This is a genomic window from Enterobacter sp. HSTU-ASh6 (genome assembly GCF_026319105.1).
GTDB classification, from domain to species: domain Bacteria; phylum Pseudomonadota; class Gammaproteobacteria; order Enterobacterales; family Enterobacteriaceae; genus Enterobacter; species Enterobacter sichuanensis.
Genome location: NZ_WSPD01000024.1, coordinates 25243 through 49388, shown reverse-complemented (window position 1 = coordinate 49388; position 24146 = coordinate 25243). Strand labels below are relative to the sequence as shown.

Below are 24146 nucleotides of genomic sequence, written 5' to 3'. Positions count from 1 at the left end.
AAACGGGTTCTTATGCCTTAGTTGTAAGTGTCTACCATGTCCCCGAACAAGCGTTCACTATGTCCCCGGACCGTACAGGGGAGAGGGTCAGGGTGAGGGGTTGTTTTTACAACCGCACCGGATCAATATGCCAGATCGTCTCGGCATACTCCTTGATGGTCCTGTCAGACGAGAAATACCCCATATTGGCGATGTTATGCATCGCGGCACTGGTCCACTTCTCCTGCTGACGGTACAGCTCGTCCACCCTGTCCTGACAGTCCACATAGCTGCGATAATCCGCCAGTACCTGGTAGTGGTCACCAAAGTTAATCAGCGAATCCACCAGGTCGCGGTAACGGCCCGGCTCCTCAGGGCTAAACACGCCGGTCGCAATCTGCGTCAGCACCTGACGCAGCTCTTCATCCTCTTCGTAATATTCACGCGGCGAGTAGCCTTTCCGGCGCAGCGCCTCCACCTCTTCCGTCGTATTACCGAAGATAAAGATATTCTCTTCCCCCACATGCTCCAGCATCTCGACGTTCGCCCCGTCCAGGGTACCGATAGTCAGCGCGCCGTTGAGGGCAAACTTCATGTTACTGGTGCCGGAGGCTTCCGTCCCCGCGGTGGAGATCTGCTCAGAGAGATCCGCCGCCGGGATGATCAGCTGCGCCAGGCTGACGCTGTAGTTCGGGATAAACACCACCTTCAGCTTGTCACCAATATCCGGATCCTGGTTTACCACCTTCGCCACATCGTTGATGAGATGAATGATGTGCTTCGCCATGTAATAGGCGGAGGCCGCCTTACCGGCAAAGATCTTCACGCGCGGTACCCATTCCGCCGTTGGATCGGCCTTGATGCGGTTGTAATGGGTGATCACGTGCAGCACGTTCATCAGTTGACGCTTGTATTCGTGGATGCGTTTGATCTGCACGTCGAACAGCGCTTTCGGGTTGGCCACCACGTTGAGGTGGAGCGCCAGCCAGACCGCCAGCCGTTTTTTGTTCAGCAGCTTGGCTTCGCGCACGGCCTTATTCACCGTCGGGAAATCAATATGCTGTTCAAGCTCGCTCAGCTGGCTCAAATCGGTACGCCAGGTGCGGCCGATATTCTCGTCCAGCACCTCAGAAAGCGGCTGGTTAGCCAGCGCCAGCCAGCGGCGCGGCGTAACGCCGTTGGTAACGTTGCAGAAGCGCGTCGGGAAAATCTTCGCGAAGTCCGCAAACAGCGACTGCACCATCAGGTTTGAGTGCAGCTCAGATACCCCATTCACCTTGTGGCTGATCACCACCGCCAGCCATGCCATGCGCACGCGGCGGCCGTTGGATTCATCAATGATGGATGCCCGGCTCAGCAGGCCAGTATCGTTCGGGTACTGCTCCTGCAGGGTCTTGAGGAAGTAGTCGTTAATCTCAAAGATGATCTGCAGATGGCGCGGCAGGATCTTGCCCAGCATATCCACCGGCCAGGTCTCCAGCGCTTCGCTCATCAGCGTGTGGTTGGTGTACGAGAACACCTGGCAGGTCACCTCAAAGGCGTCGTCCCAGCTGAACTTATGCTCGTCAATGAGCAGGCGCATCAGTTCCGGAATGGAGAGCACCGGGTGGGTGTCGTTGAGGTGAATCGCGGTTTTCTCCGCCAGATTGGCGTAGGTTCTGTGCAGCTGATGGTGGCGGCTGAGGATATCCTGAATCGTCGCGGAGACGAGGAAATATTCCTGACGCAGGCGCAGCTCGCGACCGGAATAGGTCGAGTCGTCCGGGTACAGCACGCGGGACACATTCTCGGAGTGGTTTTTATCCTCCACCGCCGCGAAGTAGTCACCCTGGTTAAATTTACCGAGGTTGATTTCGCTACTGGCCTGCGCGCTCCACAGGCGCAGCGTGTTGGTGGCATCGGTGTCGTAGCCGGGGATAATCTGGTCGTAGGCCACGGCCAGGATCTCTTCGGTTTCCACCCAGCGGGATTTTTTCCCTTCCTGCTGAATACGCCCGCCAAAACGCACCTTGTAACGCGTATTGTGGCGTTTAAACTCCCACGGGTTACCGTACTCCAGCCAGTAGTCCGGTGACTCTTTCTGGCGCCCGTCGACGATATTCTGTTTGAACATGCCGTAGTCGTAGCGAATACCGTAGCCGCGGCCCGGCAGCGCCAGCGTCGCCAGCGAGTCGAGGAAGCAGGCGGCAAGACGCCCCAGACCGCCGTTACCGAGGCCCGGGTCGTTCTCTTCGTCGATCAGTTCTTCCAGATCTAACCCCATCTCTTCCAGCGCGGTTTTGACGTCGTCATAAATACCGAGCGACAACAGCGCATTGGACAGGGTGCGGCCAATCAAAAATTCCATCGACAGGTAGTAAACCTGTCGCGTTTCCTGCGAGAGCTGGGCGCGGTTTGAGCGCAGCCAGCGTTCCACTAAGCGGTCGCGCACCGCAAACAGGGTGGCGTTCAGCCACTCGTGCTTGTTGGCGATAACCGGATCTTTCCCGATGGTGAACATCAGCTTGTAGGCGATGGAGTGCTTTAACGCCTCAACGCTGAGCGTGGGTGAAGAGTAGCTAAAGGGAGCGTTCATATCAGTAACTTCGCCTCGTTACATCAAGCGTTGATAAAGATCGCGGTACGACTGCGCCGCGACATGCCAGCTAAAGTCCATGGACATCGCCTGACGTTGGACGTAACGCCACAGCGATGGACGGGACCACAAGACGAAAGCACGCCGAATCGCCCGTAGCAGCGACCAGGCATTACTGTCCTCAAAGACAAACCCGCTGGCGATACCGTCCGCCAGGTTTTCCAGAGAGCTATCGGATACCGTATCCGCCAGCCCGCCCGTGCGGCGTACCAGCGGCAGGGTGCCGTATTTCAGACCGTAGAGCTGCGTCAGGCCGCAGGGTTCGAAACGGCTCGGCACCAGAATGACGTCCGCGCCGCCCATAATGCGGTGCGAAAACGCCTCGTGATAACCAATCTGCACGCCCACCTGCCCCGGATGTTCCGCGGCGGCGGCCAGGAAACCTTCCTGCAGCACCGGGTCGCCCGCCCCGAGCAGGGCCAGTTGTCCCCCCTGCTCCAGTAAACCAGGCAGCGCCTCCAGCACCAGATCCAGCCCTTTCTGGCTGGTCAGGCGGCTCACTACCGCGAACAGCGGCACTTTGTCGTTAACCTTCAGGCCCATCGCAATCTGCAGCTGGCGTTTGTTTTCCGCTTTGTCTTCCACCGAATCACGGCCATAGCGCGACGCCAGCAGGAGATCGGTTTCCGGGCTCCAGATCTGTTCGTCGACGCCGTTCAGAATGCCCGACAGGCGCCCTTCACGATGGCGCTGGCGCAACAGCCCCTCCAGACCGTAGCCAAACTCAGGCTGGGTAATTTCGCGGGCGTAGGTTGGGCTCACGGCGGTAATATGATCGGCGTAATAGAGCCCAGCTTTCAGGAACGAAATCTGCCCGTTAAATTCCAGCCCATGCATGTTATAGAACGATAATGGCAGATCGATTTCACTCATGTGATGGGCATAGTACATCCCCTGATAGGCCAGGTTATGCACGGTGAAGACCGATTTCGCCGGGTGACCGCGAGCGGCCAGGTATGCCGGGGCCAGCCCGGCGTGCCAGTCGTGCGCATGCACGACATCCGGGCGCCAGAACGGATCCAGCCCCGTCGCCATTTCTGCACCGACCCAGCCAAGCAGCGCAAAGCGCAACACGTTGTCGGTATAGGCGAACAGGTTCGTATCGTGATACGGGCTGCCCGGTCGGTCGTATAAGTGTGGCGCGTCGATCAGGTAGATCCCTACACCGTTGTAATGCCCAAACAGCAGGGTAATGCGTCCGGCAAACGTGTCACGGCGGGTCACCACTTTCGCATCAGGTATACCGCGCCGGATATCCGGGAAGGCGGGCAGCAGGACTCGGGTATCCACGCCTCCGGCGATTTGCGCCGCCGGTAATGCACCAAGTACATCTGCCAGACCGCCCGTTTTTAATAACGGGAACATCTCAGAACATACGTGTAAAACCTGCATCATCGCTCCTGTTTGATTTGCAGCTTCCGCAACATTTCCCGTGTGACTAACACGATCCCCTCTTCCGAACGGTAGAAACGACGCGCGTCTTCTTCCGCATTCTCCCCAATGACCATCCCTTCAGGGATGACGCAGGCACGGTCGATCACGCAACGACGCAGACGACACGAACGCCCTACCCAGACATCCGGCAGCAAGACTGCCGAATCGATATTACAGAATGAATTTATCCGCACGCGGGGGAACAGTACCGACTGCACCACCACCGAGCCTGAAATGATGCACCCGCCGGACACCAGCGAGTTCAGCGTCATACCGTGGCTACCGGAGCGGTCCTGAACGAATTTGGCCGGCGGCAGCGATTCCATATGCGTACGAATCGGCCAGTTTTGATCGTACATATCCAGCTCAGGCGTGACGGAGGCTAAATCAAGGTTCGCTTTCCAGTACGCTTCCAGCGTTCCCACATCGCGCCAGTAAGGTTCCGCATTCGGGTCTGACTGCACGCAGGACAACGGGAATGGATGTGCATACGCCATGCCAGCTTTGGTGATTTTCGGAATGATGTCTTTACCGAAGTCGTGGCTAGAATTTTCGTCTTTGTCGTCTTCTTCCAGCAGCTCATAAAGATAATCGGCATCAAAGACATAGATCCCCATGCTGGCGAGGGATTTGGTGTCATCTCCCGGCATGGTTGGCGGGTTCGCCGGTTTTTCAACGAAGTCGATGATTTTGTCGTCCGCGTCCACGTGCATCACGCCAAACGCCGTCGCTTCAGCAACGGGCACCGGCAGACACGCCACGGTGCAGCGCGCCCCTTTTTCGACGTGGTCGATGAGCATGTGGGAGTAATCTTGCTTGTAAATATGGTCCCCGGCGAGGATCACGATGTATTCCGCGTTATAGCGGCGAATGATGTCGAGGTTCTGCGTCACTGCATCCGCCGTGCCGCGGTACCAGTTCTCCCCGTGAACGCGCTGCTGAGCAGGAAGCAGATCGACAAACTCGTTCATCTCTTCGCTGAAGAATGACCAGCCGCGCTGGATATGCTGAACCAGCGTGTGCGACTGATACTGCGTAATGACGCCAATGCGGCGAATGCCTGAGTTCAGGCAGTTGGAGAGCGCAAAGTCGATAATGCGGAACTTACCACCAAAGTGAACAGCCGGTTTGGCGCGCTTGATGGTCAAATCTTTCAGACGGGTACCACGCCCACCCGCAAGGATCAGGGCAACCGTTTTTAATGGTAGCTGGCGTGCCAACATTAAGGGATCGTTCTTCTCTAATCTAACCATGACTAACTCCTTTTTTATCATCTTTGGAATACGCACACTCCGTGCGCAGGCCCGTGCCAGACAGCCATTACTACCGGATTATCCGCTCCGGCAAAGGGGGGAACGGCGCGCCATTCCCCGTCAGGTAAAACAATCTCTGCGACGTCATCCGTCGCGTTCAGCGTGACCAGCCAGCGATCCGACAACAGGATCTGCAGGCGGGGTACACCGTGTTGCCACTCTTGCGCGCTTAACGGTTGCGCGTCTTTATTCAGCCAGCGAACGTTTCCGTCACCCTCTTCCCACCAGCGGTCAGCAGTCAGTGCGGGAATGTGCTGGCGAAGATGGATCAGCGCCGCGGTGAAGTGGATCAAACCGCTGTTCGCTTCTCCCCAGTCGAGCCAGGTTAAGGTGTTGTCCTGGCAATACGCATTGTTGTTACCGTGCTGGCTGTGGCCATGCTCATCGCCGGCCAGCAACATCGGCGTGCCCTGCGACAATAAAAGCGTTGTCAGCAGCGCATGTACGCTGGCGCGTCGCCGCTCGATAACATCCAGACTTCCGCCTAATCCTTCTATACCATGATTAAAGCTATGGTTATTGTTAGTGCCATCGCGATTCTCTTCGCCGTTTGCCTCATTGTGTTTCTGATTGAAACAAACGCAGTCCCTGAGGGTAAAACCGTCATGCGCCGTTAACAGATTGATGGTGGCTGACGGGCGTTTACCGTCACGCTTAAAGAGATCGCTGGATGCGGCAAAGCGTCCGGCAAATTCCCCCAGCGACAGATTCCGCTCCAGCCAGAAGCGGCGCACGGCATCGCGATAATGATCGTTCCACTCGGCAAACAGCGGCGGGAAATTCCCGACCTGATAGCCGCCTTCACCGATGTCCCACGGCTCCGCGATGAGCTTGACCTGCGAGAGCACCGGACAGTTTTTTATCGCCTCAAACAGCGGCGCCTGCTGGCTGAATGCCGGCGTGCGCCCCATGACGGGCGCGAGGTCGAAACGAAAACCGTCGACGTGGAACGTGTCTACCCAGTATTTCAGGCATTCATACGCAAAATGCGTGACCGCCGGATGGCTGAGATTGAGGGTGTTACCGCAACCGGTCCAGTTCTCATAATCGCCATCCTGCCTGATCCAATAATAGCTACGGTTATCAATTCCGCGCATGGAGAGCGTCGGGCCGTCGAGATCGCTTTCCGCACTGTGGTTCAGCACCACGTCCAGAATGACCTCAATACCCGCCGCATGGAGCGCCTTCACCGCGTCGCGAAACTCGTCCCGCGCCTTGTCAGGATGGACGGCATAACGCGGCTCAAGCGCGAACATCGCCAGCGGGTTATAGCCCCAGTAGTTGCTCAGCCCCAGCCGCTGCAGGCGAGGCTCGCTGGCGAAATGGGCGACGGGCAGCAGTTCCAGGGTGGTAATGCCAAGATGTTTCAGGTAGGCGACCATCGTCGGATGCCCAAGCGCCTTATAGGTGCCGCGCATCTCTTTGGGGATCGACGGGTGCAGGTAGGTCAGCCCTTTGACGTGGGCTTCATAAATGACGGTATTGCCCCACGGCGTGTGCGGCGGGGCATCGTCTTCCCAGTCATAGAGATCGTTCACCACCACGCTTTTTGGCGCGACGGGCGCGCTGTCGCGGTGGTCGGGCTCGCCGTAGCCCACGTGGAACAGCGGGTCGTCTTTAAATTCACCGTCCACGCGGTGCGCGCACGGGTCAATCAACAGCTTCGCAGGGTTAAACCAGTGTCCCTGCGCGGGTTCCCACGGACCGTGCACGCGAAAGCCATAGTGCAACCCTGGCCGACCTCCGGCCAGGTAACCGTGCCAGGTATCCCCGGTGCGGGCAGGTAAATCATAACGGTGCTCGTTACCTTCACCGTCAAACACGCACAGTTCTACCCGCTCAGCATGGGCGGAAAAGAGGGTGAAATTGACCCCCTTTCCGTCAAAACTCGCCCCGAGCGGTTCGGGTTTACCTGCCGTAAGCTGCGTCATTCGCCCTCCCGCACCAGCCAGACAGTGCTAAGCGGCGGCAGCGTCAGGCTCAGGGAGTTTGGCCGCCCGTGGCTTTCGATGGCATCGCTCTGTACCAGCCCGCCGTTACCGGCGTTGCTGCCGTGGTAATGCATCGAGTCGGTGTTGAGGATTTCGCGCCATTTACCCGCCTGATTAATGCCGAAGCGGTAATGGTGGCGCGGAACGGGCGTGAAGTTGCTGGCGACGATAATCTCGTTACCCGCCTTGTCACGACGCACAAAGACAAACACCGAGCGCGCATGGTCATCCACCACCAGCCACTCAAAGCCGTAAGGATCGAAGTCCAGCTCGTGCAGCGCTTTGTGATGGCGGTAGGTCAGGTTCAGGTCACGGACCAGACGCTGCACGCCGTGATGCCAGTTATCGCCCCCTTCCAGCAGATGCCAGTCGAGGCTGGAATCGTGGTTCCACTCGCGTCCCTGGGCAAACTCATTGCCCATAAACAGCAGTTTTTTACCCGGGAAGGCAAACATCCAGCCGTAGTAGGCGCGCAGGTTGGCAAACTTCTGCCACGCGTCGCCCGGCATGCGGTCGAGAATGGATTTCTTACCGTGCACCACCTCATCGTGCGACAGCGGCAGCATGAAGTTTTCGGTGTAGTTGTAGAGCATCCCGAACGTCAATTTATCGTGATGATACTGACGATAAACCGGATCGAGTTTCATGTAGTCGAGCGTGTCGTGCATCCAGCCGAGGTTCCACTTGTACCAGAAGCCCAGACCGCCCATTGACGGTGGACGGGAGACGCCAGCAAAGTCGGTCGACTCTTCCGCCATTGTCACCGCGCCCTCAACCTGCTCGCCAATAATGCGGTTGGTGTTACGCAGGAACTCAATCGCTTCCAGGTTTTCGCGGCCGCCAAATTCGTTCGGGATCCACTCGCCCTCTTTGCGGCTGTAGTCGCGGTAAATCATCGACGCCACCGCATCCACGCGCAGGGCGTCAATGCCGAAGCGCTCGATCCAGTACAGCGCGTTCCCGACAAGATAGTTCGCGACTTCACGGCGACCGTAGTTGTAGATCAGCGTATTCCAGTCCTGGTGATAGCCTTCGCGCGGATCGCTGTGCTCGTACAGCTTTGTGCCGTCAAACTCGGCCAGCGCGAAATCGTCCGCCGGGAAATGGCCCGGCACCCAGTCGAGGATGACGTTCAGCCCGGCGGCGTGCGCGGCATCGATGAAATAGCGGAAATCATCACGCGTGCCGAAGCGGCGCGTTGGCGCATACAGCCCGGTAGGCTGATAGCCCCAGCTGCCGTCGAACGGGTGTTCGTTAACTGGCAGCAGCTCAAGGTGGGTAAAGCCCATCCATTTGGCGTACGGCACCAGCTGGTCCGCCAGCTCGCGGTAACTCAGCCAGAAGTTGTTATCCGTGTGGCGACGCCAGGAGCCAAGATGCACCTCATAGACGGAGATCGGCGCATCGAAGCGGTTGGCCTGTTTGCGCTCCTCGGTCTGCACAACTTTCTCCGGCAGGCCGCAGATCAGCGAGGCGGTGTCCGGGCGCATCTGCGCTTCAAAGGCGTAAGGGTCGGATTTAATGCGCAGCTTACCGTTGGCATCGATCATCTCGAACTTATAGAGCTGCCCGTTGTGCGCCCCGGGGATAAACAGCTCCCAGATGCCGGTTTCCCGGCGCAGGCGCATCGGGTGACGACGCCCGTCCCAGTAGTTGAACTGCCCCACCACGGAGACCCGCTGGGCATTGGGCGCCCACACGGCAAACCGCGTGCCGGTGATCCCATCCATCGTATCCGCATGGGCACCCAGCGTTTCATAAGGACGCAGATGGGTCCCTTCGGACAGCAGCCAGGCGTCCATCTCTTTTAAGAGCGGGCCAAAGCTATAGGGGTCGTCAATCAGGTTTTGCTGGCCGTGCCAGATGACGGCGAGCTGGTAACGAAAGGGGTTTTTACGACGAGGCATGACGCCTGAGAAGAAGCCACGCGAATCGAGGCATTCCAGATTACCCACCTTGCGGCCGGTTTTGGGTTCAATCACCCAGACTTCCGTCGCATCCGGTAACAACGCACGGACTTCGAGCCCGGCCTCAGTACGGTGCATCCCTAGCACAGAAAAGGGGTCGGCAAAATGACCCGCAATAAGCGCATTAATCACGTCTCTCGAAATACGATCGGACATGGTATTCATCCTGTTTTTTTATGTCGTCCTTTTTAGCGCCCGGGACGACTTTAATGTGACCTGAACGAGCATCCTGTCAGCCCGTCCTAACCTCAGGTAAGAAATGACTCTTCCTTAAAGCATAGCCAACGCTCTACATGACTCCTGATAAAAAATAAGACATCTGCGTTTTACTCCCTGTAGTACGCAAAAAAAGGGGGTGAAAATCACCCCCGGTAGTTAACAAATTATTACGCCAGCTGGCGCAGCATACGGCGCAGCGGCTCGGCGGCACCCCACAGCAGCTGGTCACCCACGGTGAATGCGGAAAGATACTCTGGCCCCATGTTCAGCTTGCGCAGACGGCCAACCGGCGTGGTTAGCGTGCCGGTTACGGCTGCTGGGGTCAGTTCACGCATGGTGATATCGCGATCGTTTGGCACCACTTTCGCCCACGGGTTGTGCGCGGCCAGCAGCTCTTCCACGGTCGGAATAGACACATCTTTTTTCAGTTTAATGGTGAAGGCCTGGCTGTGGCAGCGCAGCGCGCCGATACGCACGCACAGACCGTCAACCGGAATGGTGTTCGCGGTATTGAGGATTTTGTTGGTCTCGGCCTGGCCCTTCCACTCTTCGCGGGTCTGGCCGTTATCCAGCTGTTTGTCGATCCACGGGATCAGGCCACCGGCCAGCGGTACGCCAAAGTTATCCACCGGCAGCTCGCCGCTGCGGGTCAGCTGGGTGACTTTACGCTCGATATCAAGGATCGCGGACGCCGGGTTGGCCAGCTCGGTCGCGACGCTGTTATGCAGCTGGCCCATCTGGGTCAGCAGCTCACGCATATGACGCGCACCGCCGCCGGACGCCGCCTGGTAGGTCGCCACGGAGACCCACTCCACCAGGTCCTGCGCGAACAGGCCGCCGAGGGACATCAGCATCAGGCTGACGGTACAGTTACCGCCGACAAAGGTTTTCACGCCCTTGTTCAGGCCCTCGGTGATCACGCCCTGGTTAACCGGGTCGAGAATGATAATGGCATCGTCTTTCATGCGAAGCGACGAGGCCGCGTCAATCCAGTAGCCCTGCCAGCCGCTTTCACGCAGCTTCGGATAAATTTCGTTGGTATAATCGCCGCCCTGGCACGTCACAATAATATCGAGTGCCTTCAGCGCTTCCAGATCGTAAGCATCCTGCAACGTACCGGTGGAACCACCAAAGGACGGCGCAGCCTGGCCAAGCTGGGAAGTGGAGAAGAAGACCGGGCGGATGGCGTCGAAATCGCGCTCTTCAACCATGCGTTGCATGAGTACAGAGCCGACCATACCGCGCCAGCCGATAAAACCAACGTTTTTCATAGCATTTTTTTCCTGCAAGGGGTGTGTGCTGATTGTGCAAGCCAGTATTGAACTGGGATATGCTTCACATTACAAAATGCTGCCAAAGTCGCAAGCGAAATTAATCGATGATTGCCCGGCTATCAGAAAAAGAGCTAATCATCATAATAACCATAGAGAGTTTCAGGGATAATTTACATGAGTGAAATCATTTCCGCCGCGGTTTTATTGATCCTGATAATGGATCCGCTGGGAAACCTGCCGATCTTCATGTCGGTGCTAAAGCATACCGAGCCAAAGCGCCGCCGCGCGATCATGATCCGCGAGCTGCTTATCGCCCTGCTGGTGATGTTTATCTTCCTGTTTGCCGGTGAAAAGATCCTCGCGTTCCTGAACCTGCGCGCCGAAACCGTTTCGATTTCCGGCGGGATTATTCTGTTCCTGATTGCCATTAAGATGATTTTCCCGAGCGCGGAAGGCAGCAGCAGCGGCCTGCCCGCCGGTGAAGAGCCGTTTATTGTGCCGCTGGCGATCCCCCTCGTTGCCGGACCGACCATTCTGGCCACGCTGATGCTGCTGTCGCATCAGTATCCCAATCAGATGAGCCATCTGGTGATTGCCTTACTGATCGCCTGGGGCGGGACATTTATTATCCTGCTGCAGTCGTCGCTGTTCCTGCGCCTGCTGGGCGAGAAAGGGGTGAATGCGCTGGAGCGTCTGATGGGGCTGATTCTGGTGATGATGGCAACGCAGATGTTCCTGGACGGGATCCGGACGTGGATGAAAGGCTAGGTAAACGCAAAACGGCAATCAAAGATTGCCGTTTTTAGTGTTTGCTCCCTCTCCCCGTGGGAGAGGGCCGGGGTGAGGGCATCAGGCCGCAGAGGGCAGCCCACTTAACCCTTACGAATCAAATACCGATACGGCAGCGCGTCGGTCTGCTGTGCCACCAGCTCATGCTCCATAAAGGTACAAAACCCGGGGATATCGCGGGTCGTTGCCGGATCGTCGGCGATGATCAGCAGCGTTTCCCCGGTCTGCATGTTGCGCACGGTTTTACGTACCATCATTACCGGTTCCGGGCAGCGAAGGCCCTGGGCGTCAAGGGTGTGGTCTGGGCTGGAAAACAGGTCGGTCATGATCTTCTCGGTCAGGTAAAAACGGCTGTAGTTTACGCCCCGTGGCAGTCAATGCAAACCAGGTTAACGATTGCGTAAAAACTAACCATTGCAATGTCCCGCCAAAGCAGTATCATTCTGCGGTTTTTATTGGGTTCCCTCACCCCAACGTATAAAAAGGTCACAATATGACGCAGTTTTCTGAATCACAGCGCGTAAAAGCGTTGTTCTGGCTTTCGCTTTTCCATTTGCTGGTGATCACCTCCAGCAACTATCTGGTGCAGCTCCCGATCGCCATTTTTGGTTTTCACACCACCTGGGGCGCGTTCAGTTTTCCGTTTATTTTCCTCGCCACGGATTTAACCGTACGTATCTTTGGCGCACCGCTGGCCCGACGCATTATTTTTGCCGTCATGCTTCCGGCGCTGTTCATCTCGTACGTGATTTCCTCCCTGTTCTATATGGGAAGCTGGCAGGGCTTTGAGGCGTTGACCCACTTCAACCTGTTTGTCGCCCGTATCGCCACCGCAAGCTTTATGGCTTATGCGCTGGGGCAGATCCTCGACGTGCATGTGTTTAATCGCCTGCGTCAGAATCATCGCTGGTGGATGGCCCCCACCGCCTCGACGCTGTTCGGCAACGTCAGCGATACGCTGGCGTTCTTCTTCATCGCCTTCTGGCACAGTCCGGATGCGTTTATGGCCGAACACTGGATGGAGATCGCCCTGGTGGACTACTGCTTCAAGGTGCTCATCAGCATTGTCTTCTTCCTGCCCATGTACGGCGTCCTGTTGAATATGCTGCTGAAAAGGCTGGCAGATAAATCTGAAATCACAGCATTACAGGCTGGTTAAAGGTTCGCTTTATCAGTTGTGATAAGATGAGCGAATGAGCCGTTATGGCCGTTTATCGAAAGGAAGAAGTCAATGCGCAATCTGGTTAAATATGTCGGGATTGGCCTGCTGGTTGTGGGTCTTGCAGCCTGTGATAACAGCGACACGAAAACGCCTGCTCAGGGTGCATCCGCTGAGAGCAACGCAACCGGTCAGCCGGTGAATCTGATGGATGGCAAACTCAGTTTCTCTCTGCCAGCCGATATGACTGACCAGAGCGGCAAGCTGGGTACGCAAGCGAACAATATGCACGTTTACTCCGACGCAACCGGTCAGAAAGCGGTCATTGTGATTGTGGGCGACGACACCAGCGAAGACCTGGCCGTCCTGTCCAAACGCCTGGAAGATCAGCAGCGCAGCCGCGATCCGCAGCTGCAGGTGGTCACCAACAAGTCCATCGAACTGAAAGGCCACACGCTGCAACAGCTGGACAGCATCATCTCTGCAAAAGGCCAGACCGCATACTCTTCTGTTGTGCTGGGCAAGGTCGATAACAAACTGCTGACCCTGCAGATCACCCTGCCAGCGGAAGATCAGCAGAAAGCGCAAACGGCTGCGGAAAACATCATTAACACCATCGTGATCCAGTAACGCTTCACGATGATGACGTGGCCTCCGGTGCCTGCACCGGGGGCCATTTTTTTAGCCGCCATGTCAGCATCAAGGCAATCACCACCAGACCCGCCGCGGCCAGATAGATAACCGGTACGCCTGCCCAGGCCATCACCAGACCCGCCAGCGGGCCGGTAATGCCTAATGACATATCCATAAATACCGTATAGGTCGCCAGCGCCGCCCCCTGATTCTGCGGCGGCACGGCTTTAACTGCCACCACACCCAGTGCCGGGAAGACCAGTGAAAAGCCCGCCCCCGCAAGGAAGACGCCCACTTTCGCGACCCATGGTGCCATGGCTATGCCGGTCAACAGCAGGCCAACCATCTCCACCGCAAAGCAGATCATCGCCACGTTCAGCCCGCCCAGACGGTTGATACCGTTAGGGAAAAGTAACCGCGCGCCCACAAACGCACAGCTGAACAGGGTTAACGCAAAGGCGGCGCCGTCCCAGCCTTTGGCATCGTAAAACAGGGTAATGAAGGTGGCGATGACCCCGAAGCCGGTGGTCGCCAGCGCCAGCGCCATCCCGTATGGCCAGACCCGCCCGAGCACCGCCCGGAACGGCAGTGGTTTACCTTTGCTGGCTTTGACTTTCGGGCGCGGCAGGGCAAAGAGGATCGCCACCAGCGCGACCAGCATGATGGTGCCCGCCAGCCCGTAGAGACCGCCATACGCATAACACATCACCCCAAGCGGGGCGCCCAGCGCCATTGCGCCGTAGGTGACAATGCCGTTCCACGAGATCACCCGTCCAATGTGCGGCGCACCGACCACCCCCACGCCCCACAGCGTTGACCCGGTGCCCGCCAGGCTTTGCCCAATGCCGAGGATGACGCGGCCCAGGCAGAGCAACACCAGACTGACCAGCGGCCAGTGGCTGGTTGTGGCAGCCAGCAGGTAGCTCAGCCCACTCAGGAAACAGCCGCACAACCCGACAACCACGATGCTTTTTGGACCGAACAGGTCCGCGTAGCGCCCGGCATGCGGGCGGCTCAGGAGCGTGGCGAAATACTGCAGGCTAATCACCAGCCCCGCCCAGAATGCGCTGAAGCCCATAACGTCATGGACATAGCCCGGCAAGACCGCCAGCGGCAGGCCGATGGTCAAATAGCTGGCAAAGTTGAAAATCACGACGGACACGATGCGCAGATTGAGGCGCAGTCCGCTCTGCGCCGGTTCAGCGGCAGGTTCGGGCATGGGGTTTTACCTGGAATTTTGCAACAGTGTTTCACTATTACCACGACGCCAACAGAAAATCAGCAGCGACTTTTCAGATTAACGGTGCCAGACGAGGCGGATGCCGCGCACTACACTTAACGGGCAACCACATAAAGGAACACGCATGACCCCTAATCCGTCCGACAAAGCTGGACTCCATATCTTATTAAAACTCGCCTGTCTGGTGGTTATCCTTGCGGGTATCCATGCCGCCGCCGACATTATTGTCCAGCTCCTGCTGGCGCTCTTTTTTGCCATCGTGCTTAACCCGCTGGTGACCTGGTTTTTACGCCGGGGCGTCAGCCGCCCGGTGGCCATTACCATCGTGGTTATCGTGATGCTGATTGCCCTGACGGCGCTTTTCGGCGTGCTGGCGGCCTCCCTGAGCGAGTTCTCCACGATGCTGCCGCAGTACAACAAAGAGCTAACGCGGAAGATCGTGGCGCTGCAGGAGATGGTCCCCTTTCTGAATCTGCATATCTCACCCGAACGGATGCTGCGCAGGATGGATTCAGAGAAAGTCATGACCTACGCCACCACGTTGATGACGGGCCTCTCCGGGGCGATGGCCAGCATTCTGCTGCTGGTCATGACGGTGGTGTTTATGCTGTTCGAAGTGCGCCACGTCCCCTATAAGCTGCGTTTTGCGCTGAATAATCCCCAGATCCACATTGCCGGCTTACACCGGGCGCTAAAGGGCGTCTCCAAATATCTGGCGCTGAAAACGCTGCTGAGCGTATGGACCGGGATCATTGTCTGGCTGGGGCTGATGCTGATGGACGTGCAGTTCGCGCTGATGTGGGGCGTGCTGGCCTTTCTGCTGAACTACGTGCCCAATATTGGCGCGGTGCTCTCCGCCGTACCGCCGATGATTCAGGCGTTTCTGTTTAATGGCTTCTACGAGTGCATGCTGGTGGGGGCGCTGTTCCTCGTGGTGCACATGGTGCTGGGGAATATTCTTGAGCCGCGCATGATGGGCCACCGGCTGGGAATGTCGACGCTGGTGGTGTTCTTATCTTTACTGATTTGGGGATGGCTGCTGGGTCCGGTCGGGATGCTGCTGTCAGTCCCGCTCACCAGCGTGTGTAAGATCTGGATGGAGACCACCAAAGGCGGCAGCAAGCTGGCCATTCTGCTTGGGCCGGGACGACCGAAAAGCCGGTTGCCCGGGTAAGCGCTCTCGTCTGGTTAGCCATTCCTGGGGTCAATGGATTATAGTAATGGTTTCGCCGCGCAACTTTGCGGCTCTCTCTGTTTTGACTGAAGGCCAGACGTTATATGTACCAGGTTTTTCTGGGAAAGATCTCTTCGCTGAGCACCGATCGCTGGGCTGAAGCACTCTGTGAACACGCGCCCGAAGGCGCCCGGCGCGCGCGCTGGCTGGCGGGTCGCGGGCTGCTTTCGCGTCTGCTGGCTCCGAAGCCGCTCCCGGAGATTATCCACAACGAACAGGGGAAGCCCCTTTTTGCGGACGACTACCCGCTGTGGTTCAGCTTTAGCCACTCTCAGGACGATATTGCGTTAATTATCAGCGATGAAGGCAGTGTGGGATGTTCGCTGGAACATATTCGCCCGCAGGACAACTGGCGCACGCTCGCCAATGCCCTCTTCAGTAACGCCGAGCACGATGAACTGGAAAAGGAGACGCCAGCGAGCCAGCTTACGGCATTCTGGCGCATCTGGACGCGAAAAGAAGCGATTGTTAAACAGCGCGGCGGTCATGCCTGGCAAATGGTCAGCATTGACAGTACCGCCAGCGCGTTCCACTCGGTGAGCCACTGCCGGGTAGACTCGCTCAGTCTCGCGGTCTGCACCGCAACGCCCTTTGAGCTCAGGGCCGGTTTGATCCACGATGCGTTGGCCGAAATATCACCAGCACGCCCAGTATAATCAACCCGACACCCGCCAGCCCACGCCAGGAAAAATGTTCGTCCCAGCCGGGCAACAGGATCGCCGCGCCCCACACCAGGATATAGCTGAGGCTCAGCAAGGCATACGCTTTGCTGAGCGCCATACGGTGCAGCGCCAGATACCAGCAGCCCATAGAGGCGACATACCCCGTTAACCCCAGCAGCAGCGCACCGGTACCGGACGAGAAATGCCAGAGGGCCTGGAGAAATGCGAACGCCTCGCCTACAGAGGGTAGCGCCTGCATGGCGCTTCGCAGGAGCAGCTGCGCGGCGCTGACTAACAGCACGCTGCATAACGCCCACAACGCCCCTTTCACAGGCTCCCTCCCAGGATAATAATCCCCATGATGATGAACCCCACCCCCAGCCAGTGGTGTGACGCGACGTGCTCACGCCAGACGACCTTCGCCGCCAGCGTCACCCAGACAAAATTGAGGCTCAGCATCGGGTAGGCAATGCCGACGGGCAGGCGTTGCAGCACCACCAGCCAGACCAGCATCCCGCAGCCCAGCATCAGCATTGCCAGACCAAGCCACAGCGCGATATGCGCCCCGCGCCGCCCGGCTTTCGCCGGACGGGTGGCTTGCTTCTGACACAATTGCCCCGCACAGCTGAGCACGCTTGCCAGTATCAGCCAGATCCAGATCATCATTTCGGCAGATACTGCAGGTAGGCCAGACGGCCCTGGATATAGAGGCTGTCAGGCTCGGGCAGATTCGCCCGGGCAAGGTCATCGCGTTTTGACAGCAGGATAACCAGCGATACGCGTCCCTGCTGACGATGCGCCGCCAGCCACTGCGCGAAGTCATCTTTGCCGACAAAACGATCGTTCACATCGGGATAATCCAGCCCATAGCGCAGCTCGCCACTCTGACCAAACAGGGTGATGTCATTACGTTTCAGCTCCCACGCCAGGCCGGCGGCCACGCCAACATTGTTGGCCAGCACAAACCGGCTGTTCTGCAGCGGCTCGCGCACGGTATCAACCAGCGACTGCGGCTGTTTGGAATCCACCACCAGGTTAGGAATGGCAAAACCAATCAGCAACGCCAGTCCCGCAGGACACAAGGCAGCCAGCCACCAGCGCTGCGGGCTCTGTCGGAAGGTAAACCAGCCTACCGCGGCCCAGAAGAGGAACGCCACCACCGCACAGAAGACTTTATACAGCTCAACGGATGTCCAGACAGGATGCTTAGCCAGCCCCCACGGCGAGACCACCAGCGCCGCCGCCACGCCGATGACGCCAAACGCCAGGTTAATCCCGCCGTTAATGCGCAGCGCTCTGGCACCTTTTTCCGCCGCAAGGCAGGCATAGCGCGCCATCAGGATCGCCAGCGGGGCAAAACAGGGCAGGATATAGGTCGGCAGCTTGCCTTTGGCAATGCTGAAGAACAGCAGCGGCATCACCACCCAACCCAGCAGATAGAACCCGCCGCCCGCGTTTTGTCTGTCGTGCCAGCCGAAACGAAACGCGCCGGGCAGCAGCGCCAGCCACGGCAGGCTGCCCGCAATCAGGAACGGCAGGTAATACCAGAACGGCGCTTTGTGCTGCGCGTCGCTCTGAGCAAAACGCTGAATATGCTCCACCCAGAAGAAGTAACGCCAGAAATCAGGCTCTCGCTGCGCAATGGCCAGCGCCCACGGCAGAACAATCAGCACGCAGCTCAGGATCGCGAGCCAGCCAAATATCAGCACCTCTTTCCAGCGCTTCTGCGCTATCACCCACGGCAGCACGCCAATCACCGGTACCGCCAGCGCCAGGAAGCCTTTGGTCATCACCCCCATCCCGCACGCCAGCCCAAGCAGCACATAGCCACCGGCTTTTCCGGCCACGGTTTGGGCCTGTGAGGCCAGCCAGAAGCTGCACATCGCCGCCACCAGCCACAGGGTGATAATGGGATCCAGAACCGCATACGTACCAATGCCATAGACAAGAAACAGGGTCAGGAAAATAAGGCCGGAGAAAAGGGCTGTTCGCTTATCCCGCCAGAGACGCCAGGCCATCCAGATAACCAGCAGCGCCGTCAGTCCAGTGGAGAAGATCGCCCCGGCGCGCACGGCAAGGTTCGAGTGCCCGAACAATACTTGCCCGAGACTGTTGATCCAGTAGCCAGCAATCGGTTTTTCAAAGTAACGCAGCCCCAGAAAATGGGGGACCACCCAGTCACCGGAGGCCAGCATTTCGCGGCTGATTTCCGCATAGCGCGTTTCATCAGGCTGCCACAGCAGGCGGATATCGACCGGGATCAGGTAGTAAACGATAAACAGTGCGAGAAGCGCTAAGCCATAACGGGCTGTTTTCATGGGACCGAACTCACGGTTTGTTGAAAGCCAAGCCAGCCTTCCCGGCCAGCCAGTTCATTACGGACCACTTTGCCCACGGGCAGGGTGCTGAGATCGTCAGGCAGCAACTCGCTTAACGGGCAGAAGGTGATCCCCTCCTGCGCGGCCAGGGTCAGCAGCGCATCGAAATCCTGCTGGAAGGCAATCCCTTCCACTTCGGCATGGATGGTATACACCGGCGTACCGGCGTCGCGATGGATGCAGTCCAGAATATAGCGGTTGAACCCGTCGGCGGTCACCTCGCGCCCCACCACTTCATCCCAGGTGGGAAGCGTGACGGGAATTTGCACCGTACCGTAGCGATTTTCGCCCAACAGTGGCAAAAAGGGTCCGGTTCCGCGGCAGTCGCTGTTGTAGCGAAACGCGAAGGGCTCTTTGGCTTTCACCACACGCTGATCCGCGCGCCAGCCTGCCACAGCGGAGCAGTGCACCGGCTGACCGGTAATCGCCTCCAGTTCCAGCATCCCGCGCTCGACTTCGCGGGTCAGGCGCGGGATGTCCCAGACGCCCGCCCAGGCTTGCCAGGCATGGTGATCCCAGGCGTGCAGGCCCACCTCATGATGCAGCGCCGCCTCCCGGATAACCGCTTCATTACCCGCGCCGATGCGCCTGCCGGGCCAGGCGGTGCCGGCCAGCAAAATATCCCAGCCGTAGAGGGATGCGGCGCGCGAGCGCACCATTTTGAACAGAAACGCCGGTTTAACCAGACGCCATAAATGGCGTCCCATGTTGTCAGGCCCCACGCTGAAGAAAATGCTGGAACGCACACCGTGCCTGCCCAGCAGTTCCAGCAGTTTGGGTACGCCGTCACGCGTCCCCCTGAAGGTGTCGACATCAATGCGTAAACCGACTTTTTTCATGAGGCCTGTTCCGAGAGCTCCACGGTGCGCAGGAAGAAATCGAGCGTTTCATCAATGGTCTGCTCCATCTTCACCGTCGGCGTCCAGTTCAGGCAGCGCTTCGCATTGCGAATGCTGGGCTTACGGTGCTCGACATCCTGGTAGCCTTTGCCATAGTAGCTGCTGCTTTCCACTTCGCGGAAACCGGCAAACGGCGGGAATTTATCGCGCAGCGGATGGCGCTCAAAGCTGGCCAGCAGCATTTCGGCCAGCTCGCGAATGCTCGCTTCGTTATCCGGGTTGCCGATGTTGATGATTTCACCATTGCAGCGGTTATCTTTGTTTTCGATGATGCGGAACAGGGCTTCGATCCCGTCGCTGATATCCGTAAAGCAGCGTTTCTGTTTACCGCCTTCGATAAGCTTAATAGGTGAGCCTTCCACCAGGTTCAGGATCAGCTGGGTGATCGCGCGGGAGCTACCGATACGCGCCGCGTTCAGGTTATCCAGACGGGGTCCCATCCAGTTAAACGGACGGAACAGGGTAAAGCGCAGCCCTTCTTTCTCGCCGTAGGCCCAAATCACGCGGTCCAGCAGCTGTTTAGAGACAGAGTAGATCCAGCGCTGTTTGTTGATCGGCCCGACCACCAGGTTAGAGGTGTCTTCATCGAAGTTCTTATCGGTGCACATGCCGTACACTTCAGAAGTGGACGGGAAGATGATGCGCTTGTCGTATTTCACGCAGTCGCGGATGATCTTCAGGTTCTCTTCGAAATCCAGCTCGAACACGCGCAGCGGGTTACGGGTGTACTCGATTGGCGTGGCAATGGCGACCAGCGGCAGCACCACGTCACATTTTTTAATGTGGTACTCGATCCACTCAGAGTGGATGCTGATGTCCCCTTCCACAAAGTGGAAACGCGGGTTATTGAGGAACCGGCTGATGGCATCCGCGCCAATATCCAGGCCATATATTTCATAGTTATCATCTTTGAGCAGGCGTTCGGTCAGGTGGTTACCGATAAAGCCGTTCACGCCGAGGATCAGCACGCGGGTGCGGCGTTTGAGAGCCACCACCGGTGCGCTGGTGATCAGCGCCCCGGCCACCAGCCCCAGAGACTGCGCCAGCTGGGTGCCCTGCACGTACAGGCCGTTGTCGGTTTGCCCGGTGACGATCTCCAGCGCCTGCTCACCGCAGCTCACAATCAGCGGGGAGACGGAGACAACGGTGCCCGGTCTGGCGGCCGGAATGTCGTCACGCACGCGAGATTTCCAGACGATAAATTTGCTGACGCCCGCAAAGCTGTATGCGCCCGGCCACGGGTCGGTCACGGCGCGCACCAGGTTGTGCAGCTGGCGGGCCGGCTTGCTCCAGTCCAGACGGCCATCTTCCGGCGTACGGCGGCCAAAGCAGCTTGCCTTGCTCTCATCCTGCGCGGTCTCGCTGAAGGTGCCGTTCAGGATGGTCGGCAGCACATCGCGCAGCAGCGTCTGCGCCGTCGAATTCAGCTTGTGATGCAGCTGCAGCGCGGTGTCGTCAGCGTCGATAGCGACTTTCTGCTGTGCCACGATGGCGCCCGCATCCGCACGGCGCACCATGCGGTGCAGCGTCACGCCGGTTTCCGTCTCACCGTTCACCAGCACCCAGTTCAGCGGGGCGCGGCCACGGTAGGCAGGCAGCAGAGATCCGTGAAGATTAAAGGCCCCTTTTGCGGCCAGGCCTAAGATCTCATCGCAGAGCAGGTTGCGGTAGTAGAACGAGAAGATCATATCCGGGGCGAGCGCGCGGATGCGCTCCACCCACAGCGGGTGGTTAACGTCGTCCGGCGCATAAACCGGGATCCCATGCTCGGCGGCGATACGCGCCACAGAGCCGAAAAAGGTATTCTCTCCGGCGGTGTCCGGATGGGTAAAAATTGCAGCAATATCATAGCCCGCGTCCAGCAGGGCCTGCGTGCCCGTGCACCCCATATCGTGATAGGCAAAGACAACAGCTTTCATGGGTGGTTTTCCTCTTGAGATGCTTTGTGTTCCTGACGGACAACACGTTGGATAAAGTAGCGCGGACGCGCGCGAACATCGTTATAGATACGGCCAATGTACTCACCGAGCAGCCCCATCCCGACAAACTGGGCGCCGATGAACATAAACAGCACGGCAAAGAGCATGAAGACCCCTTCCGCCGCCCACTGCGGACCAAAGACCAGACGCAGGACAACCAGCAGAACGGACAGCGCAAATCCGGCGACGGCGATAATGCTGCCGAAAACGCTCAGCAGGCGCAGCGGCGTGGTGGTCAGGCAGGTGATGAGGTCGTACATCAGGTTGATGAGACGCATAAAGCTGTACTTCGACTCCCCGTGCTCGCGCTCGGCGTGCAGAACCGGGATCTCCGTCGCCTTACGGGCAAAGGTGTTGGCGAGGATCGGAATAAAGGTGCTGCGTTCATGGCAGTGCAGCATGGCGTCGACGATATGGCGGCGGTAAGCGCGCAGCATACAGCCGTAATCGCCCATCGCTTTACCGGTGGTGCGCTGGATAAGACGGTTAATGGTGCGTGAAGCCAGCTTGCGGAACAGGCTATCCTGACGGTTTTGCCGTACCGTGCCGACCACATCAAAGCCTTCATCGGCTTTGGCCACCAGACGCGGGATCTCTTCCGGCGGATTTTGCAGGTCCGCATCCAGGGTGATGACCAGATCGCCCGTGACGTGGCTAAACCCCGCCATAATCGCCGAGTGCTGGCCGTAGTTACGGTTGAGCAACACCGCAACAATATGGCTGCCTTCAGCCTGCGCGGCTTCGGTCATCATCAGCGCGGAATTGTCGCTACTGCCATCATCCACCAGCAGAATTTCGTAGGCTTTGCCCATCGTGTCGCAGGCAGCCGTGGTGCGGCGAATCAGTTCAGGCAGGCTCTCCTGCTCGTTATAAACCGGGATAACCACGGAAACTTTTTGTACGGGCGGTGCACTGAACATATCAATGTCCTGCAAGCTGATGGAGCGCGGTAATGACGCGGGTTGTGTCGTCATGAGTCATGTCCGGGAAAAGTGGGAGAGAACAAATACGCGCGCTATTCCATTCAGAATTCGGGAGCGATACATCAGGAAAACGCTCGCGGTAGTATTTTTGCGTGTGTGCCGCGCGGAAATGGAGGCCGGTGCCGATGCCCTTCTCTTTCAGCGCGGTCATCAGGCTGTCGCGGGAGATCCCGCAGCGCGCTTCATCCACGCGAATAATAAACAGGTGCCAGGCGTGAACGTGCGGCCATGACGGAATAGTCAACGGCTGGAACGGCGTATCGGCGAGCTCGCGCAGGTAGCGTTCAGCGATCGCCTGGCGGCGTTGGTTGGCCTCTTTCAGCTTGCCCAGCTGCACCAGGGCCAGCGCGGCATTGATATCCGCGAGGTTGTATTTGTAGCCCGGCGCGATCACCTCCGCCTGCGGCGCACGGCCATGCGTCTGGCGGTCATAAGCATCCACCCCCAGGCCATGGAATTTCAGGCTGCGGATCCGCGCCGCAAGCCCGGCATTATCCGTAACGACTAAGCCGCCTTCTGCACAGGTCATATTTTTAATGGCGTGGAAGGAGAAAATCGCCGTTCCTTTCCAGCCGACATGACGGTTTTTGTAGTACGTTCCGGCGGCATGGGCCGCGTCTTCAATCACCGGAATACCGTGACGTTCACCGATGGCGTGAATAGCGTCGATATCACAGGGCGCGCCGGCATAATGCACGGGAATAATGGCTTTAGTACGCGGGGTAATAGCCGCTTCAACGGCGTCGGGCGTCACCATCAACGTCTCTTTATCCACGTCAATCATCACCGGCGTGGCGCCCAGCAAAACGATCATATTCAGCGTGGAGACCCAGGTCTGGGAGGGGGTAATGACTTCATCACCCGGGCCAATATCCAGCGCCATCAGCGTAACGTGCATGCCCGCAGTGGCTGAACAGACCGCAATCGCGTGCTGATTGCCGGTAAGCTGGCAAAATGCCTCTTCCAGCGCCTGATTTTTCGGCCCGGTCGTGATCCAGCCGGAGGCTAATACCTCCTGCAACGCCGCTAATTCCTCATTGCCCATAGACGGGCGGGAAAAAGGCAAAAAATCACTCATCATTAAATTCCTTGCAATAAGAATGGCATGCTTTTGATATTAACCATTTGCCAGTTCGTATATTTCAACGAACCATAAACTCATATCAAGGTAGCGCTCATTTCTTAGGGAAAAATTAAGACGAGTATTTAAACCGAAATAAACAACATGAAAATCAGTTTACAATCAACAGATTGCACTTTTATGAATTATTTATTTTGTGATCGTATTCAACCTTTTCAAAATGTAACGTTTAAACCAAACCTCAACAAACAAAAAAAATCCCGGTTCTTCCAAAATAATAGGGAATAACCGGGAACT

General features: G+C 57.8%; 20 protein-coding genes. 5 read left to right on the top strand and 15 right to left on the bottom strand.

Annotated elements, in window-relative coordinates:
- Window positions 1-106 precede the first annotated feature (106 nt).
- From glgP to asd, 6 genes are all read right to left on the bottom strand, one after another.
- Window positions 107-2554, bottom strand: a complete 2448-nt coding sequence (glgP, locus tag GM298_RS20965) for a glycogen phosphorylase (RefSeq protein ID WP_025759653.1) — start codon at window positions 2552-2554, stop codon at window positions 107-109.
- Window positions 2555-2572: 18 nt separating this feature from the next.
- Complete coding sequence (glgA, locus tag GM298_RS20960; protein WP_025759652.1) at window positions 2573-4006, bottom strand: glycogen synthase GlgA; 1434 nt, start codon at window positions 4004-4006, stop codon at window positions 2573-2575.
- Window positions 4006-5301 carry a glucose-1-phosphate adenylyltransferase gene (gene glgC / locus GM298_RS20955; protein ID WP_008503066.1) on the bottom strand — a complete coding sequence of 432 codons (1296 nt, stop codon included), beginning with the start codon at window positions 5299-5301 and terminating at the stop codon, window positions 4006-4008. Before glgC ends, glgA begins: the two co-directional genes overlap by 1 nt.
- A 17-nt stretch (window positions 5302-5318) precedes the next feature.
- Window positions 5319-7292, bottom strand: coding sequence for a glycogen debranching protein GlgX (glgX, locus tag GM298_RS20950; protein ID WP_266155204.1), 1974 nt, complete (start codon window positions 7290-7292; stop codon window positions 5319-5321).
- Window positions 7289-9475 (bottom strand): 1,4-alpha-glucan branching enzyme, encoded by a 2187-nt coding sequence (gene glgB / locus GM298_RS20945; protein WP_045286853.1) that lies wholly within the window; start codon window positions 9473-9475, stop codon window positions 7289-7291. Before glgB ends, glgX begins: the two co-directional genes overlap by 4 nt.
- Window positions 9476-9705: 230 nt before the next feature.
- Window positions 9706-10809, bottom strand: coding sequence for an aspartate-semialdehyde dehydrogenase (gene asd, locus GM298_RS20940; protein ID WP_025759648.1), 1104 nt, complete (start codon window positions 10807-10809; stop codon window positions 9706-9708).
- Between the two features lie 177 nt (window positions 10810-10986).
- Here asd and yhgN point away from each other — a divergent pair, with 177 nt between their 5' ends.
- A complete protein-coding gene (yhgN, locus tag GM298_RS20935; protein ID WP_025759646.1) occupies window positions 10987-11580 on the top strand; it encodes an NAAT family transporter YhgN in 594 nt (197 codons plus the stop codon).
- Window positions 11581-11684: 104 nt separating this feature from the next.
- On the opposite strand, the gene tusA is transcribed toward yhgN, so the two are convergent.
- Complete coding sequence (gene tusA, locus GM298_RS20930; protein ID WP_045286762.1) at window positions 11685-11927, bottom strand: sulfurtransferase TusA; 243 nt, start codon at window positions 11925-11927, stop codon at window positions 11685-11687.
- A 167-nt stretch (window positions 11928-12094) separates the two neighbouring features.
- Here tusA and GM298_RS20925 point away from each other — a divergent pair, with 167 nt between their 5' ends.
- Together GM298_RS20925 and GM298_RS20920 are read left to right on the top strand one after the other, a co-directional pair.
- The gene (locus GM298_RS20925) at window positions 12095-12760 is read left to right on the top strand and encodes a 7-cyano-7-deazaguanine/7-aminomethyl-7-deazaguanine transporter (RefSeq protein ID WP_045286763.1); all 666 of its coding nucleotides are present in this window, start codon (window positions 12095-12097) and stop codon (window positions 12758-12760) included.
- A 72-nt stretch (window positions 12761-12832) separates the two neighbouring features.
- A complete protein-coding gene (locus GM298_RS20920) occupies window positions 12833-13390 on the top strand; it encodes a DcrB family lipoprotein (protein WP_025759642.1) in 558 nt (185 codons plus the stop codon).
- A 4-nt stretch (window positions 13391-13394) separates the two neighbouring features.
- On the opposite strand, the gene GM298_RS20915 is transcribed toward GM298_RS20920, so the two are convergent.
- Complete coding sequence (locus GM298_RS20915) at window positions 13395-14612, bottom strand: MFS transporter (protein ID WP_266155200.1); 1218 nt, start codon at window positions 14610-14612, stop codon at window positions 13395-13397.
- Window positions 14613-14757: 145 nt separating this feature from the next.
- Here GM298_RS20915 and GM298_RS20910 point away from each other — a divergent pair, with 145 nt between their 5' ends.
- Both GM298_RS20910 and acpT read left to right on the top strand, forming a co-directional pair.
- A complete protein-coding gene (locus GM298_RS20910; protein ID WP_045286765.1) occupies window positions 14758-15807 on the top strand; it encodes an AI-2E family transporter in 1050 nt (349 codons plus the stop codon).
- Between the two features lie 104 nt (window positions 15808-15911).
- Window positions 15912-16523, top strand: coding sequence for a 4'-phosphopantetheinyl transferase AcpT (gene acpT, locus GM298_RS20905; protein ID WP_225287584.1), 612 nt, complete (start codon window positions 15912-15914; stop codon window positions 16521-16523).
- On the opposite strand, the gene arnF is transcribed toward acpT, so the two are convergent.
- Genes arnF through arnB form a run of 7 tightly spaced genes read right to left on the bottom strand, consistent with a single transcriptional unit; the run spans window position 16465 to window position 23846 of the window.
- Window positions 16465-16860 carry a 4-amino-4-deoxy-L-arabinose-phosphoundecaprenol flippase subunit ArnF gene (gene arnF / locus GM298_RS20900; RefSeq protein ID WP_266155198.1) on the bottom strand — a complete coding sequence of 132 codons (396 nt, stop codon included), beginning with the start codon at window positions 16858-16860 and terminating at the stop codon, window positions 16465-16467. The genes acpT and arnF overlap by 59 nt on opposite strands.
- A complete protein-coding gene (gene arnE / locus GM298_RS20895; protein WP_025759637.1) occupies window positions 16857-17195 on the bottom strand; it encodes a 4-amino-4-deoxy-L-arabinose-phosphoundecaprenol flippase subunit ArnE in 339 nt (112 codons plus the stop codon). Before arnE ends, arnF begins: the two co-directional genes overlap by 4 nt.
- The gene (gene arnT / locus GM298_RS20890) at window positions 17192-18847 is read right to left on the bottom strand and encodes a lipid IV(A) 4-amino-4-deoxy-L-arabinosyltransferase (RefSeq protein WP_088244406.1); all 1656 of its coding nucleotides are present in this window, start codon (window positions 18845-18847) and stop codon (window positions 17192-17194) included. Before arnT ends, arnE begins: the two co-directional genes overlap by 4 nt.
- Window positions 18844-19746, bottom strand: a complete 903-nt coding sequence (arnD, locus tag GM298_RS20885) for a 4-deoxy-4-formamido-L-arabinose-phosphoundecaprenol deformylase (RefSeq protein ID WP_266155197.1) — start codon at window positions 19744-19746, stop codon at window positions 18844-18846. Before arnD ends, arnT begins: the two co-directional genes overlap by 4 nt.
- Window positions 19743-21725 carry a bifunctional UDP-4-amino-4-deoxy-L-arabinose formyltransferase/UDP-glucuronic acid oxidase ArnA gene (gene arnA / locus GM298_RS20880; RefSeq protein WP_128338798.1) on the bottom strand — a complete coding sequence of 661 codons (1983 nt, stop codon included), beginning with the start codon at window positions 21723-21725 and terminating at the stop codon, window positions 19743-19745. The genes arnD and arnA overlap by 4 nt, the downstream gene beginning before the upstream one ends.
- Window positions 21722-22705: an undecaprenyl-phosphate 4-deoxy-4-formamido-L-arabinose transferase gene (arnC, locus tag GM298_RS20875; RefSeq protein WP_025759633.1), complete on the bottom strand. Its 984-nt coding sequence runs from the start codon at window positions 22703-22705 to the stop codon at window positions 21722-21724. Before arnC ends, arnA begins: the two co-directional genes overlap by 4 nt.
- A 1-nt stretch (window position 22706) precedes the next feature.
- Window positions 22707-23846: a UDP-4-amino-4-deoxy-L-arabinose aminotransferase gene (gene arnB, locus GM298_RS20870; protein WP_045286770.1), complete on the bottom strand. Its 1140-nt coding sequence runs from the start codon at window positions 23844-23846 to the stop codon at window positions 22707-22709.
- Window positions 23847-24146: the final 300 nt, after the last annotated feature.

Bases quoted from the DNA above. Each gene is read 5' to 3' on its own strand.
- yhgN (WP_025759646.1), top strand. From the start codon at position 10,987: ATGAGTGAAATCATTTCCGCCGCGGTTTTATTGATCCTGATAATGGAT.
- arnE (WP_025759637.1), bottom strand. From the start codon at position 17,195: ATGATGATCTGGATCTGGCTGATACTGGCAAGCGTGCTCAGCTGTGCG.
- GM298_RS20910 (WP_045286765.1), top strand. From the start codon at position 14,758: ATGACCCCTAATCCGTCCGACAAAGCTGGACTCCATATCTTATTAAAA.
- glgC (WP_008503066.1), bottom strand. From the start codon at position 5,301: ATGGTTAGATTAGAGAAGAACGATCCCTTAATGTTGGCACGCCAGCTA.
- arnA (WP_128338798.1), bottom strand. From the start codon at position 21,725: ATGAAAGCTGTTGTCTTTGCCTATCACGATATGGGGTGCACGGGCACG.
- GM298_RS20920 (WP_025759642.1), top strand. From the start codon at position 12,833: ATGCGCAATCTGGTTAAATATGTCGGGATTGGCCTGCTGGTTGTGGGT.
- acpT (WP_225287584.1), top strand. From the start codon at position 15,912: ATGTACCAGGTTTTTCTGGGAAAGATCTCTTCGCTGAGCACCGATCGC.
- glgA (WP_025759652.1), bottom strand. From the start codon at position 4,006: ATGCAGGTTTTACACGTATGTTCTGAGATGTTCCCGTTATTAAAAACG.
- asd (WP_025759648.1), bottom strand. From the start codon at position 10,809: ATGAAAAACGTTGGTTTTATCGGCTGGCGCGGTATGGTCGGCTCTGTA.
- arnT (WP_088244406.1), bottom strand. From the start codon at position 18,847: ATGAAAACAGCCCGTTATGGCTTAGCGCTTCTCGCACTGTTTATCGTT.
- arnC (WP_025759633.1), bottom strand. From the start codon at position 22,705: ATGTTCAGTGCACCGCCCGTACAAAAAGTTTCCGTGGTTATCCCGGTT.
- glgP (WP_025759653.1), bottom strand. From the start codon at position 2,554: ATGAACGCTCCCTTTAGCTACTCTTCACCCACGCTCAGCGTTGAGGCG.
- GM298_RS20915 (WP_266155200.1), bottom strand. From the start codon at position 14,612: ATGCCCGAACCTGCCGCTGAACCGGCGCAGAGCGGACTGCGCCTCAAT.
- arnB (WP_045286770.1), bottom strand. From the start codon at position 23,846: ATGAGTGATTTTTTGCCTTTTTCCCGCCCGTCTATGGGCAATGAGGAA.
- glgX (WP_266155204.1), bottom strand. From the start codon at position 7,292: ATGACGCAGCTTACGGCAGGTAAACCCGAACCGCTCGGGGCGAGTTTT.
- arnD (WP_266155197.1), bottom strand. From the start codon at position 19,746: ATGAAAAAAGTCGGTTTACGCATTGATGTCGACACCTTCAGGGGGACG.
- glgB (WP_045286853.1), bottom strand. From the start codon at position 9,475: ATGTCCGATCGTATTTCGAGAGACGTGATTAATGCGCTTATTGCGGGT.
- GM298_RS20925 (WP_045286763.1), top strand. From the start codon at position 12,095: ATGACGCAGTTTTCTGAATCACAGCGCGTAAAAGCGTTGTTCTGGCTT.
- tusA (WP_045286762.1), bottom strand. From the start codon at position 11,927: ATGACCGACCTGTTTTCCAGCCCAGACCACACCCTTGACGCCCAGGGC.